This window comes from Geobacter pickeringii (genome assembly GCF_000817955.1).
Lineage (GTDB): Bacteria > Desulfobacterota > Desulfuromonadia > Geobacterales > Geobacteraceae > Geobacter > Geobacter pickeringii.
This window is the reverse complement of sequence record NZ_CP009788.1, coordinates 3,487,982-3,502,217: the sequence shown is the minus strand read 5'-3', so window position 1 is coordinate 3,502,217 and position 14,236 is coordinate 3,487,982. Positions and strand designations below refer to the sequence as shown.

Annotated in this window: 11 protein-coding genes; all 11 read left to right on the top strand. The window is 64.8% G+C overall.

Translation table 11 applies throughout. The features are described 5' to 3' along the window. The first annotated feature begins 79 nt into the window (after positions 1–79). The 11 genes from GPICK_RS15935 to GPICK_RS15885 all read left to right on the top strand — a co-directional run bounded on the left by GPICK_RS15935 (position 80) and on the right by GPICK_RS15885 (position 14,176). Complete coding sequence (locus GPICK_RS15935; protein WP_236685594.1) at positions 80–3,790, top strand: hypothetical protein; 3,711 nt, start codon at positions 80–82, stop codon at positions 3,788–3,790. 220 nt (positions 3,791–4,010) lie between these two features. Further along, positions 4,011–5,354 carry a cytochrome c biogenesis protein ResB gene (locus GPICK_RS15930; protein ID WP_039744867.1) on the top strand — a complete coding sequence of 448 codons (1,344 nt, stop codon included), beginning with the start codon at positions 4,011–4,013 and terminating at the stop codon, positions 5,352–5,354. Beyond that, positions 5,341–6,159: a cytochrome c biogenesis protein CcsA gene (gene ccsA / locus GPICK_RS15925; protein ID WP_039744865.1), complete on the top strand. Its 819-nt coding sequence runs from the start codon at positions 5,341–5,343 to the stop codon at positions 6,157–6,159. Before GPICK_RS15930 ends, ccsA begins: the two co-directional genes overlap by 14 nt. Then, positions 6,156–6,587, top strand: a complete 432-nt coding sequence (locus tag GPICK_RS15920; RefSeq protein ID WP_039744863.1) for a hypothetical protein — start codon at positions 6,156–6,158, stop codon at positions 6,585–6,587. Before ccsA ends, GPICK_RS15920 begins: the two co-directional genes overlap by 4 nt. Before the next feature lie 20 nt (positions 6,588–6,607). After that, complete coding sequence (locus tag GPICK_RS15915) at positions 6,608–6,997, top strand: hypothetical protein (protein ID WP_039744862.1); 390 nt, start codon at positions 6,608–6,610, stop codon at positions 6,995–6,997. Further along, positions 6,979–8,214 carry an ABC transporter permease gene (locus GPICK_RS15910; RefSeq protein ID WP_039744861.1) on the top strand — a complete coding sequence of 412 codons (1,236 nt, stop codon included), beginning with the start codon at positions 6,979–6,981 and terminating at the stop codon, positions 8,212–8,214. Before GPICK_RS15915 ends, GPICK_RS15910 begins: the two co-directional genes overlap by 19 nt. A gap of 10 nt (positions 8,215–8,224) precedes the next feature. Further along, complete coding sequence (locus GPICK_RS15905) at positions 8,225–9,388, top strand: ABC transporter permease (protein WP_039744860.1); 1,164 nt, start codon at positions 8,225–8,227, stop codon at positions 9,386–9,388. Continuing rightward, positions 9,389–10,075, top strand: coding sequence for an ABC transporter ATP-binding protein (locus GPICK_RS15900; protein ID WP_039744858.1), 687 nt, complete (start codon positions 9,389–9,391; stop codon positions 10,073–10,075). Beyond that, positions 10,072–11,409: a DUF2318 domain-containing protein gene (locus GPICK_RS15895; RefSeq protein ID WP_052263465.1), complete on the top strand. Its 1,338-nt coding sequence runs from the start codon at positions 10,072–10,074 to the stop codon at positions 11,407–11,409. The genes GPICK_RS15900 and GPICK_RS15895 overlap by 4 nt, the downstream gene beginning before the upstream one ends. 1 nt (position 11,410) lies before the next feature. Then, positions 11,411–12,652: a hypothetical protein gene (locus tag GPICK_RS15890; RefSeq protein WP_052263464.1), complete on the top strand. Its 1,242-nt coding sequence runs from the start codon at positions 11,411–11,413 to the stop codon at positions 12,650–12,652. Positions 12,653–12,700: 48 nt separating this feature from the next. Continuing rightward, positions 12,701–14,176 carry a B12-binding domain-containing radical SAM protein gene (locus tag GPICK_RS15885; protein WP_039744856.1) on the top strand — a complete coding sequence of 492 codons (1,476 nt, stop codon included), beginning with the start codon at positions 12,701–12,703 and terminating at the stop codon, positions 14,174–14,176. Positions 14,177–14,236: the final 60 nt, after the last annotated feature.

Sequence of the window (14,236 nt, the reverse complement as noted above, 5' to 3'; positions counted from 1 at the left end):
TAATGGACGATACGAGGGATTGCACCTACGCGCCCCTTACGGAGATAAAACGGCAATGATCAAACGACTCGCTCTCTTGATGGTGTGTATTCTGACCGGGGTCTCGGCGTCCGCCACGCAGATTCACAACAGCGTCAATACCGGCTCGACGAAGTGGGCGGCCGGCTGGGGGATCACGGGAGGGCAGTACGGGCAGTTCACCTGCACCACCTGCCACACCATGAATACTTCCAATATCAAGCGGATCAAAAGCACCATCACCGCCCCGTCCGGCAGTTTCCCCGGCGGCGCGGTGGTCTTCAACTCCATGACGTCGTTCGGCAACGACGCCGGCGGGCATACCACCTCCAAGCATGTCTGCGAGGTCTGCCACTCGAAAAACAAGTACCACAACTACAACACCACCAATAACACCGGCGGGACCATCCACAACAACAACGCCGACTGCACCCTATGCCACCAGCACAACCAGGCGTTCAAGCCGGGCGAATCCCCCGGCGGGGTCAGTTGCGGCCAGTGCCACAGCGATCTCTACAATTCTGCCAGCACGGCCTACTCCATGCACAACGGCACCGCCGGCATCAACTACAAGCATTACATGGACAACGACACGGCAGCCTATTCCATCCTGCTGCCGAACGGCAACAGCACCAACGTGACCAGCCGGCGCTGCCTCATGTGCCATGTGGACCACGACAAGTTCAAGGTCTCCAACCGGGCCGCGAACCTGCGGGTCTACGCCAATATCTCGACCGCCACCAATCCCAAGTCCTCCCGCACCAACACCGACATCACCCTCTGCGTCAGCTGCCACTACAGCCTGAGCACCAAGTATGTGGCCGGTCCCAACGGCGAGACTCAGTCGATGCAGATCCCCTTCCAGGGGCTCTCGTTCCAGAATGCCACCACCCTCGTCAAAACGTCGACCCACGGCTATGCCGTCCTTTCCCAGACGTTCAAGGACAGCAGCTCCTTCAATGCCACCTGCAACAAGTGCCACAACGACACCATCGGCAAGAACGGTGGCACCGGCGAGGGGAACAAGAGCGGGATGAACGGCCAGAACGGTTCCGTGGCGGGACGCTACAAGTTCGGCAATCACATGTCGACGCAGAACAACATGTATTCGGTCTTGAGCAACAGCTTCTACCAGGGGACCGCCGCCTCCGGCGCCGCCAGCACGCTCACGGTGTCCGGGACCCCCTGGACGACCGACCAGTGGAAGAATTTTGCCATAGTCATCACCGGCGGAACCGGTGCTGGACAGCGTAAAATCATCACCACTAATACCACCAGCGTCGCCACAATCTCCGGAACCTGGACGACCATTCCGGATGGCACGTCGTCATTCGACATCGTGAAAAATCCCCAGCAGACCGAAAATGTCTGCTTTGCCTGCCACAGCAAGGCCGGACAGAACAAGCCGTCCGGAACCGCCGGCTTGGACTGGTACGGGCAGCAGCCGATGAAGTCGAACTTGGAGGGGATCAAGAACCTTTTCATCGGCGACACCGGCTCCGTTACCACCGGCGGGGCGGGAAGCTTCACCGATTCGTCCAAAAGCGGCGTATGGACGGTCAACAAATGGGCCGGTTACTCTCTGCGGTACGAATCGGGGGCGCTGGCGGGACAGACTCGGATCATCCAGTCCAACGACGCAACGGGGTATGTGACGCTGACGCCGATTATCAGGTATACCGAGCCGACCATCGCCGCCGGCACCAATTATACGATCTTCAGGCCGGCCACCCACCCCATCGATGATTTTGGCAGGCATGCCAGCAGCGAGCGAATATCCCCCGCCCCAGGGTGGAACACCGGCGATACCGGCAGTGATACGCTCCAGGCCACCCAGGGCTCCGTCACAACGATCAACGATGCAAAGAGGCTGTGGAATGCCAACGTCTTCGTCAACATGACGGCGTATTTCCCGAACCTCGGGGTTACGAGGCTGATCACGGCCAATGGGGCCAACACCCTGACTCTTGCCTCCGCCGTGACCATCAACCCCGGCGAGGCTTACTACATCGGATCGTCAGCGGGCAAGCGGCATGTGGCCTGCGCCGACTGCCACAACAGCCATGCGGCCCAAGACAAGCCCGAGGGTGCCGTCACCGGGGGGACCACTACCACCGTCGTGGCGGCGGCCGATGGTGTCAACCCCCGCTGGCCCAACAACCAGTGGAAAGACTATCTTATCAGGGTGCGCTCGACGTCGGGGCTGGAGCAGATTCGCTACGTGACCTCCTACACGGCGGCCACCGGTACCTTTACCGTCTCTCTTCCGTTCACGACGGCGCCCGGAACGGCTGGGGACACCTTCGAGGTGCTCACCGAAAGCAAATATCTCGCCGGCGGTCCCGACAGTGGCCGGGCGGGCGGCGGATCGACCGGTGTCTGGGGGGTCAGGGTGAGTGGATTCAGCGCCCCGACCCTGGGGAGCCTTGCCGCCGGCAGTTCCCTTACCTACACCAAGTTCGAAAACTCTGCGGACCGGAGCGGGGCATTCGGCGGATACACCTCCAACAAAAACGGACAGCTGGGGATCGGCCAGAAGGACCTCTGCCTCAAATGCCACGGCTACTATGCCTACAAGACGTCATTCCCGGCAGCCGCTTCGCAGATGATCTACTCCACAAGCAAGTATCGCCCGGTCACCGAGACCGATACGGCAACGGAATTCAACCCGTACAACGTGGCGCACCACGCTGTTTTTGCCCGGGGGAAAAATCAGCCGATCCGGGCCAACTACGGCAGCACCACGCTGACGAGCGTCTATAACGCTTCCTGGCCCATGGTAACCGGCACTGTGAGCGTGGGCTCCGACGGTGCGGGGCGTAACGGGTACGCCACCCTTTCGGGTGCCACGCTCCCCAACACTGCAGTTCCCGGCTGGTTCATGCACATCGGCACGCTTCCGGGTTCCGGGACGGCCCATGCTGCCACCACCACCACGGGGTGGGTCGAGATCATCCAGATCGTGGACACAACCCATTTCTATGTGCGGAGAGAGACCGGCGGAACCTGGCCCTTCGTTACCTGGGACACTGGACTCAGCGGCATCAGCAGCCAAACGGCCAACATCACCGCGGGACTGGGGAATGCCTTTGTTCCACCCTATGGCCCCTGGTCGGTCCTCCGTTGCACCGACTGCCACGGATCGAGCAAGACCGACCCGGTGGGCCCCCACTCCTCGGTCAATCAGTGGCTGATCAAGGATGCCGACGTCAACCTCAAGTTCCAGTGGTATAATAGCGGCTCGGTCACCCAGGTGAGCTACTCCTCGGTCTGGGGTGGGGCACGCAATGCCGAGAAACGCTATTTCTGCTTCAACTGCCATCGCGCCGACGTCTACGGAACGGTGGCCGTTGCAACGGCAAAAACCCTGACAGTAACCAACGATGCCCAGTCCCGGCTTCCCCACGGAATTATGTGGGGACAGGACGGTAACCATATTGCAACCGACATGACCCTTGCTTTCACCGGCAGCGGTGGGAGCATGCCGACCAACTGGCCGCAGTACTGCCGGCACTGCCACGGCGGCGACCAGATGGGGGGGATCCATGGTTCCAACCTGACCAACGGCCCCTATGGAGATGCCGTCCCCCAATCCACCCGTTTCCTGAATGGCGCCACCTGGACGCTCGGATTCCAGCGGCCTACAACTTCGAGCCTTAACGGAGCTTGTTACACCCAGTCCGGCATCACAACCGTGAGCTACTGCAACAAGCATCCCGCCCCCACAGGAAAGACCTACACAACAACCAGATATGCCACGTACGACTACTGACGGCCTACCGGGGAGGCTTCCCGCCGGAATGGGGAAGCCTCCCGAAAGCTGGGAAAAAGGTTGCTTTCCTGGGCCGTATCCCGCAAAATGGTGAATTGTTCCGGGCTTGCACGTGAAAACGGAGCTCATGATGGACGAGTGAGAGAGTCTCTCCTGCTCTACTCGGCGTTTGCGCTCCCGCCTTTGGGTCAGGCGGAGGGATGCCCCTTCACCTTCTAAAATGTTCGATCGCCTGATAATCTTCATCGGCTCACGCCGTACCGCAGTGTGGCTTCTGGCAGTCCCGGCTTTCCTGCTGGCCCTCTCCACGTTTCTTCCCGCTCCGCAGGGGGGTGGTGCCGCGGAACCAACCGGCAGAGGCTTCTGGCAGGGTCTTGTTGCCTGGACTGCTGAACGCTACGATACTCCTCATCTGGTCCGAACCCCCTTCTTTCTGGCCCTGTGGCTCTTCCTCTTCATCTCCACTTCTATCTGCACAATGCAGCGGGTGTTGCGCTGGCTGCGGACGCACAAGACTGATTTCGACGCAGAGAAGGGATTCTCCTGGGAGCTGGAAGTCGAAACGTCCCAATCGCCGTCGGAAGCGGCAGGGCGTTTTGCTACCGACCTGCGGCAGCTGGGGTGGCAGGTGAACGGCGACCTTGGGACGGTCGTTGCCGAACGGGGAATGGCCGGAAGTTTCTGGGGGTCGGTCATGTTTCACGGAGGGCTGCTTCTCTGCTTCATAGCCGTGCCGGTAACGGCCTTGACCGCGTTTTCCGGTTCCCTGATCCTGCCCGAAGAGATTCCCGTCCCGATACGGCAGACTGTAACGGTGGAGCAGGGGAGTGCGGAGGCACTTCCCGATGACACCATCACGGTTCGTAACCTCACCGCCCGTTACAGCCAAGGGAAATACTGGCTCGCCTTTACCGGAACGCTTCACTTCGGAGGCCCGGGAGATTCAGGCAGTGCCATTGCGGTAAGCCGTCCAGTGTCCCACGCCGGATTCCAGTTCAGCCTCCAGGAGTTCGGGGTCTCTCCGCGGCTGATCATCTCAGGACTGGCCGCACCATTCGACTACCAGCTCAACCTGCGCCATCCCGAAGAGGGGGACTGGTTTGACCTGCCGGGAGGTCTGCGGCTTTTCGTGCTGTTCTTCCCCGATTTCTTCCGCGAGGGCAACCGCGTCGGTAGCCGCTCACTGGATGAACGGACCCCCCGCCTTCTCTACCGGATCACGGATCGCGGCGGCGCCCTTGTTGGCAAGGGGATCCTGGCGCCAGGGGAGCAGGGGCGCTTTCCGGGAGGAGAGGTGGCCTTTCCCGGCTTCAGACACTGGGCAGGGCTAGCCATCGGTAAAAGCAGCGGCCTCGGTCTGTTGATGGCCGGCTTTGGTGTGGTGGTGGCGGGGCTCGCGCTCCGCCTCCTGGGAAATGATCGCTGCGTCACCGCCACCTTTGAGACATCCGGACAGGGGACACTCTGCCGCGTCCGCGGGCAGAGCCGCTATTACCCGGCCTTCCTGAAAAGGGAAGTGGCCAATCTGGTAGCAACCATAAGGAAAGATCATGAATCGACTTGAAGGTGTCTTCTTGCTGCTGGCTATCGGGGCCTACTGCGTCTCGTTCCTGGGATGGCTGTACCTGGTGGCGTTCCACAAGGAGCGGGGGCAGGCTTGGGGGTTCCACGCCTCGTGGGTGGGGCTCCTCTTTCATACCCTCGCCATCGCCGCCCGCTGGCGCGCCACCGGCCACATTCCGGTCATGCACACCTACGAGAATTCCCTCTCCGGCGGCTGGATCATGATGGTTATCTACCTGGTCGTGCAGCGCCTGCTCCCCCAGGCGCGCCCGTTTGCCGTGGGGGTGGTTCCCCTGGCGCTCCTCATCCTGGGGAACGGGCTTCAGGTGGGGGCAGAGCTTCAGCCGCTGGAACCAGCCTTTCGGAGCAACTGGCTCTTTGTGCATGTCGTTTTCGCGTGGTTTGCCTTTGGCTCTTACGTTTCGGCCTTCGCCGCCGGTGCTCTCGACCTGCTGCGGGAACGCCTTCCGCACGAAGCGGCCGAGCGCCTCCCGGAGCCCGACCTGCTGGATGAACTGATCATGCGCCTCATCCTCTTCGGCTTTCTCTCCCATGCCGTCATGATCGGCAGCGGCGCCATCTGGGCCTACGGGCTTTGGGGAAGATACTGGGGGTGGGACCCGGTGGAGACCTGGTCGCTTATCACCTGGCTGATCTACGGGCTCAACCTGCATCTGCGGATAACCCTCGGGTGGAGCGGCCGGCGCGGTGCCTGGCTGGCGGTCTGGTCATTTGTCGGCGTCGTCTTCCTATTTTTCGGTTACGGCCATGGCTCCAGCATCCATACGGAGGTGTTTTCGCGGTGACTTTTTTCAGAAGATTCAAGTGGTTCTTTGTCTCAGGGGTACTCCTGCTGGCCGGTTGCAGCCCATCCACGGAGCGTATCGCCGCCGTCCAGAATTACTGCAGTGTCATTCAGGCGGTCTACGTGAGCCAGGACCTCGCCCCCTTGGCCCATGTGGCTACCCAAAAGGAATTGAAGAAAGTCTATCCCGTGGTGCTGGCACTGAAGACCACCGACAATGTAATGAAGACCACTATCGATTCGTTCAGCATCACCGGTGGTGGCGGCGACACGGTCGAGACGCGCGAGCAGTGGACCTTCTGGTGGGAAGACCGCAGGGGGGGGGGTGTGACCAAGGAGAAGAAAACCGAGTCTTATCACTTGCGCTACCACCTGAAAAAAGAAAAGGGACGGTGGAAGGTCGACTATATCGATAACTTGAATGATTGATCTTCAGAGGATCACTACCTATGGAAATAACTCCGACCCTCGGCATCGCCATCATGATGAATAACTACTTCCACGATGTGGCCACGGCGCTTCTTGCCGCCAGCGCCTTCGTGCTGTACGCCGTCTACCGGGTGGAGGAGAGCTGCACGGGGCCCGGCGCCACGGAGTTCTTCCTCAAGACCTACCGGCGGATGGTTCGCCTCGCCCGGTTCGCCCTGGCCTGGATCGTCCTCGGCGGCATCCCCCGCACCATCTTCTACACCCGCTTTGAATGGGCCAATGCCGCCGGCAAAGGGCAGGTACCGGCCCTCATCGTAAAGCACATCCTCATGGTGATCCTGGTGGCAGGCGGGGTTTGGGGGTGGCGGAAGCTGCAGCGGAAGGTCGCACGATGTTCCTCCGCCTCCTGAAAAGCTCGCTGCTGCGCCGTCCCAAGGCGATGGTGCTGACCCTTGTCTCCATCGTGCTCGGAGCGTCGGTGGCCACCGCCTTCCTGGGGCTCTCCGGCGAGCTGTCCCACAAGATGGCCCTGGAGCTCCGGAAGTACGGGGCCAACATTCTCGTGGAGCCTACTGCCGCCGGCCTCGCCGGGACGGGGTACCTGCGGGAGGACGACCTGCCCAAGATCAAGAGCGTCTTCTGGAAGTACAACATCACCGGCTTTGCGCCGTTTCTCCACGGCATCGCCGAATTCGGCGCCCCCGGCGGCACCGGCCGGGGGGTGGTGACCGGCACCTGGTTTGCCAAGCGGCTGGAGATCCCCGGCGAGATGCCGACCACCCAGGGGGTCCGGGCCATCGCGCCGTGGTGGCAGGTGACGGGGCGCTATCCCCAGTCCCCCGACGAGGCGGTGATCGGAGCAGCCCTGGCGCGGCGGCTCAAGACGGGGGTCGGTGGCGAGGTGACCGCCACCCGGCAGGGGAAGACGGCCCGCTTCCGGGTGGTGGGGGTCGTGACGACGGGGGGGTATGAGGAGGAGCAGCTCTTTGCCCCCCTTGCCTCCGTCCAGGAGCTCCTCGCCGCGCCGGGAAAGGTGTCGCGGGTGCTGGTGAGCGCCCTTACCGTGCCGATGGATGACTTTGGCCGCCGGGACCCGGCCACCATGAGCCGGCGCGATTACGAGAAGTGGTACTGCACCGCCTACGTCACCTCGGTGGCGAAGAACGTCGAGGAGGCGATGCTGGGGAGCCGGGCCACGCCGGTCTGGCAGATCGCCGGGGCGGAGGGGACGCTTCTGCGCCGGCTCGGCGCCACCATGGTGCTGCTGACGATGCTGGCCCTGGGAGGGGCCGCCGTGGCGGTCTCCAGCGCCCTGACCGCCGCCATGGCGGAGCGGCGGAGCGAGATCGCCCTCATGAAGGCCATGGGGGCCGACCGGCGGCAGGTGGCGCTCCTCTTCCTGGGGGAGACCGCCCTCCTCGGAACCGTGGGGGGCTTTGCCGGGTTCTTCGCCGGCGGCGCCCTGGCGTCGTTCGTGAGCCGGCAGGTCTTTGCCGCCGGGGTGGTGTCGCCCGCCTGGCTCTTCCCGGTGGCTCTCTCCTCGGCGCTCCTCGTGGCCCTTTCGGGAGCGGCGGGGCCCCTGCGGCAGGCGCTCCGGGTGGAGCCGGCCCAAGGTCTCAAGGGATGAGGGGAAGGCGATGACGAAGAGCCGCTGGCTGCTCCATATCCTGATCCGCTCGCTGCTTCTGCGCCGGGGGCGGACCCTTCTTCTGCTGGCCGTGGTGGGGGTTGCTGCGGGGCTCGTCACCGCCCTCGGCATCGTCTCCAGCACTATGGAGGAGCGGGTGGCGGAGGAGCTTCGCCGGTACGGGGCGAATCTGATGATCCTTCCCGAGACGGCGCAGCTGGAAGTCGGAAGCGGCGCCCTCGGTTTCGGGACGGTGAGCGAGCCGGCCTGGCTCGATCAGGAGGCCGCGGGACGGGCGCTTGCACCGGAGCCGGCGGTTGTCGGCTCGTCGCGCCACCTGCGGGGAGTCCTTCCGGAATCGAGGGGGGAGCTCCCGGCGGAGGGGGTGGAGTTCGGCGCGATGCACCGGCTCTATCCGTGGTGGCAGGTGACGGGGAGATGGCCGGAAGGGGAGGGGGGCGTCCTGGCCGGCAGTGCCGTGGCCCGCGCCCGGGGGTGGCGCCCCGGCTCGGTCGTTTCGGTGACGGGACCGGGAGGAAGCGTCTCCTTGACGGTCGCCGGCATCGTCTCCAGCGGGGGGGACGAGGACAAGCTGCTGCTCCTTCCGCTCGGGAGGCTCCAGCAGATCCTGGGGCTGCCGGGGCGCCTTTCGCGGGTCCAGCTGGTGGCGGACGGCACGCAGGAGCCCCTCTCCCGGCTGGCGGCCCGCATCGCGGCCCGGCTCCCCGGAGCCCGGGTGGTGGAGGTGCGCCAGGTGGCCCGCACCAGTGAGGAGCTCCTGCGCAAGGTGCAGCTCCTCCTGGCGCTGGTGGCGGTAATCGTGGTGACCACCGCCGGCGTGAGCGTGGCCGGCACGGTGGGGACCACGGTTCTGGAGCGGGGGAAGGAGATCGGGCTCATGAAGGCCCTCGGCGGGAGCAGGCGGGACGTCCTCCTCATCTTTGTCATGGAGGGGGCGCTCCTGGGGGTGGCCGGCGGGGTGGCGGGCTATCTCTTCGGCACCGGGGTGGCGGCACTCGTCATGGCAACGGCCTTCGGCACGGCTCCCGCCATTACACCGGTTTTCCTCCCGGTGGCGGTGGGGGCCGGACTGCTCCTGGTGACGGTCGGAAGCGTCGGGCCGCTCGTGTCGGTCTTTCGCCTCGATCCGGTGCAGAGCCTGCGGGGAGAATAAATGAACGAGGCACGGATGATCGTTGAAACCAGCCAGCTTACCCGGTCCTACGGGGAGATTGTTGCCCTGAAACCCCTGGACCTGACCGTTCCCGAGGGGGAGTGGCTTTCGGTGATGGGTCATTCGGGGTCGGGGAAGAGTACGCTCCTGAACCTGATCGGGGGGCTTGACCGCGCCACGGCGGGGACCCTCCGGGTCTGCGGCGCTGATCTGGCCGGGCTGGACGAGAACGGCCGCGCCCGCTTCCGGCGGGAGACGGTGGGGATCATCTTCCAGCAGCACCACCTGGTCCCACACCTGACGGCCCTGGAAAACGTGATGATGGCCCAGTATTTCCACAGCGTCCCCGACGGGGCGGAGGCCCGCGGCGCCCTGGAGCGGGTGGGGCTCGGCCGGCGGCTCCGCAACCGCCCCGGCGAGCTCTCCGGCGGCGAGCAGCAGCGGGTCTGCATCGCCCGGGCGATCATCAATTCGCCGCGCATCCTCCTGGCCGACGAACCGACCGGCAACCTGGACCACGCCAGCACCCGGATGGTGCTGGAACTCCTGCGGGAGCTGCGGGGGGCCGAGCGGTTCACGGTGGTGCTCGTCACCCACAACCCGGAGGTGGCCCGCTGGGGCGACCGGACCATCCATCTGGACGACGGCGTGCTCGTGCGCGACGAGCGGTCGGGCGGGGCACCGTGAGCACCAACGTGATCACCATCATACAGTTCGCGCTTGCCTGGCTGGCCGCCGCGTTCCTCATCTCCAGCGGCAGCGGCGACGGCCGGCGGGCCGCCCGGTTCGCCGCTGCCGCTGGATTCGTCCTTGGGGGGGGAGCTGCCGTTCTCCTCGGGAGGATGCTCCCGGCGGAGGGGGCGGCAGCCGTTGCCCGGGGGGTGGTGGCCGTCCTCTTTTTCCTGCCGGCCATTGCCGGGGTCCTGCTCCTCTACCGCAATGCCGGCGTGGAGTTCGGGAGCCTCGTCCCGGCGCCCCTCGGCATCCCTTCGGTGACGCGCGCTGCCCTGGCCGGGGCCGTCGGCGCTGCCGCCGGTCTGCTTGCGGTGCTTTCGGCGGGGAGCCGTGGGCTTCCCATGGCCACCGGTGTCGTGGCCGCCGGTCTGCTGCTCCATGCGCCGGCCGGCTGGGCGGGGAGCCGGGTGGGGAAGCGGCTTCCGCTCACCGGCGAGACCCTCGCCCTTGCCCTCGTGGCGCTCCTCCTTTTCATGGGATCGCTCTCGCCGCGGCTCGATCTCTTCGCCCCCCTCTGCATGAAGCTGATGAAGTTCACCCACGACTTCGTCCACCAGTTCTTCGAGTCGATGCTCATCCCCGACCACCTCTTCTTCTCCGGCGAGGCGTGGAACGTGATCGGGTTTCTCTTCGGCAACGATGTCGGCTTCTGGGGAGGGCTCGCCATCTGGTTCGCGCCGCTGCTCCTCATCGCCGGGGGGACGGCTCGGGAGCCGCTTCCGTCCGTGGCCCACATCCGCCAGGGGGCGGAGCGGCGGACGGTCCTCGCCGGCCATCTCCGGGAGCGACGGCGCCGGCTGGCGCTCCCCTTCTTCACGACGCTGCTCCTTGCCCTCGCCGTCTATCGCAGCCTCCACCCCGCGGTTTCTTACTGGGATCCCAAGCCGATGCCGGTGAGCGCCGATGCCCGGGGGGAGATTGCCATTGCGGCGAAGGGGGAGGGGTACGACCTGGACGACGGCAGGCTCCACAAGTTTCTCTACCGCCAGGGAAAGAGCGAGGTCCGCTTCCTCGTGCTCCGGAAGCCAGACGGGACAACCGCCGTCACCCTCGACGCCTGCGCCATCTGCCAGCCCCAGGGGTATGGCCAGGGCGAGGGGGCGGTGATCTGCTGGTACTGCAAGACCCTGATTCCGCTGGAAACGGTGGGGGAGGCGGGGGGGTGCAATCCGGTGCCGCTGCCGTTCGCCGTGGTGGACGGCGGGGTCCGCATCACTGCCGCCACGATGATCTCCACCTGGGACAGCACGGTCCAGGGAACGAAGAACGTGCCGGGAGGGAAGTGACGTGGGGGGGAAACGTTTCGCAGCGCTCCTTGCCATCCTGGCGTCCCGCCGGCTCACCCCCCTGATTCTCGGGTGGTTCGCGCTCCTGTACGTGGTGCTGGCGTTCCGCACCGACGAGGCACTCATGGCACTCATGGAGCTGGTGCGGGGAACGCCGCTCCTCCTGGCGCTCCTTGCTCTGGTGCCGCTTAACGCGGCGGCGCGGCTCGTGGGGGAGGCGCGGTCGCATCTCCTCTGGCACCGGATGGTGCGGGGCGACGGGGGCGAGGTGCCGGCGGGGTTCGTGGACGAGGAGGTGGTGCTCCCGGAGGGGGATGGATTTGCTGCCGCGGAGGAGTGGCTGCGGGGTGCCGGCTACCGGGTTACCACGGCTCCCGGGCTCCTTGCCGCCCGGCGGGGGATCAGCGCCTTTCCAGCCCGGATCCTCTTTCTGCTGTCGGTGTTTTCCCTCTTCACGGGGATCATCCTCAGTTTCGCCGCGCGCACGACAGTCCGTGACGCCCTGGTGGAGGGAGAGCCTCTCCCTCCCGTCGTCGCCGCCGGCGGATCGGTTACCGGAGTCTCGCTGCGGGAGCGGCCGGAGGGGATCGTCTTCGCCCGGACCCTTTCCATTGGTGTTGCCGGCGCCGATGGCTCGGAGCGGACCTTCGGCCTCTATCCACCCGGCCGCCTCGGGGGGCTCTTCGTCTACCCCCGCTATCTCGGCGTCGCCCCCCGCATTCGCTTTGCCGCCCCCGATTTCCGTCCCGGCATCGACACCTATGCGATCCTCATGATTCATCCTCCCGGCCGGGAGGACAGCCTGGCCATTCCCGGCACCCCCTACCGGCTCGTCTTCCGGCTGGCCGAGGGGACGGGGGGGGATCCGTACGTCGACGGCTCTTTCAACTTTGTGGTACGGGTGGAGAAGGGACGGGACGCCGTGGCCGAGTTGGCGGTGCCGTCCGGGGGAAGCGTCGAACGCGACGGGTATCTTCTTGCCGTTCCCGGCGTGAAGCGGATGGTTGCCGCCGATTTCATCCGGGACCAGGGAGTACCGCTGGTATGGGGAGCGCTCCTTCTCGCCGCCGCATCCGCCTTTTACCGTCTCTTCTGCCGGCTTTTCGTCCCCCGTCGGGAAATTGTCATGCGGCGGGAAGGGGGGTGGGTGCGGGCCTGCTCCCGGGCCGAGGGGGGGGATCGCCGCCACGCGGGGCTTTTCCACGAGACCCTCGACCGCCTCTCCCGGGAGAGGATGGGGTAAAATTAGCAAGGCGCGAATATTGCAAATTTTTCAGTTATGACTTTATCAATGGATACAAACAAGACCATCCTCTTCGCGACCCCTCCCTACCACTGCGGCGTGGTGGAGGTGGCGGGGCGGTGGATCCCGCTCAACTTCGTCTACCTGGCCGGCGCGGCGCGGCAGGCGGGGTGGGTGCCGGCGATCTACGACGCCATGACCAAGGACCACGGCTATCCCGAGATGGAGGCGCGGTTCCGGAGGGAAAAGGCGTCGGTCGTGGCCACCACCGCCATAACCGCCACCATCAACGACGCCGTCAAAACTCTGGAACTGGCCAAACGGGTTGATCCGGCAACGGTAACCATCCTGGGGGGGGTGCACCCCACCTTTTGCTATGAGGAGGTCCTCCGGACCACTGCGGCGGTGGACTTCATCGTCCGGGGGGAAGGGGAGGCGACCATCCGGGAACTCCTCGCCGCCCTGGCGGAGGGGACCGACCCGGCCCGTGTCCCCGGCCTCGCCTTCCGTCGGGACGGCGAGACCGTCGTCACCCCGTCCCGGCGCTTCCACGACTCCCTCGACGATCTCCCGGCGGCGTGGGACCTCCTCGACTGGCCCGACTACAAATACTTCGTCATCCCCAACTCGCGGCTCGGCGCCATCAGCACCTCCCGCGGCTGCTCCCACGACTGCATCTTCTGCTCCCAGCAGAAGTTCTGGGAAAAATCGTGGCGCTTCCGTGACCCGCAGAAGGTGGCCGACGAGATCGAATCGCTCTATCGCACCTACGGCGTCAACGTCTTCCTCATCGCTGACGAGTATCCCACCAGCGACCGCGAGCGATGGGAGACGCTGCTCGACGCCGTCATCGCCAAGGATATCCCGGTCTACCTCCTCATGGAGACCCGTGCGCCGGACATCATCCGGGACCGGGACATCCTCTGGAAATACCGCAAGGCGGGGGTGGTTCACATCTATCTCGGCCTGGAGGCCACCGACCAGGTGACCCTCGACTTCATCCGCAAGGAGATCGACGCCGACGAGTCGAAGCTGGCCCTCGACCTCATCCACGAGCACGGCATCGTCACCGAAACCTCCTTTGTCCTCGGCTTTCCCCACGAAACGAAGAAAAACATCGAGCGGACCCTGAAGCTCGCCCAGTACTACAACCCCGACAACGCCCACTTCCTCGCCATCACCCCCTGGCCCTACGCCGACCTCTACGACGAAGTGAAGCCGTACATCCGGGTCCACGACTACTCGAAGTACAACCTCATCGACCCGATCATCGAGCCGAAGCGGATGAGCCTGTTGCAAGTGGATGTGGCCATTGTCGACTGTTACCGGAAGTTTTACATGAAAAAGCTCCCGGAGGTGCTGGCCCTCAGGGACGACTTCAAGCGCGACTACCTCATGAAGGCGATGAAGCTCATCATGGGGAGCTCTTTCATCATCAAGAAGCTCGGCAAGGGGACGCTGGGGAAGGTGCCGGCGAAGATCGAGGAGATGATGCGGCAGGGGAAGGCGTCAGATCAGCGTTGATGGTGGATTTCCGGCCCGGGCGCTGCCGCCGCGGGCCGGTTTTTTTGAAACGAAAGAAGA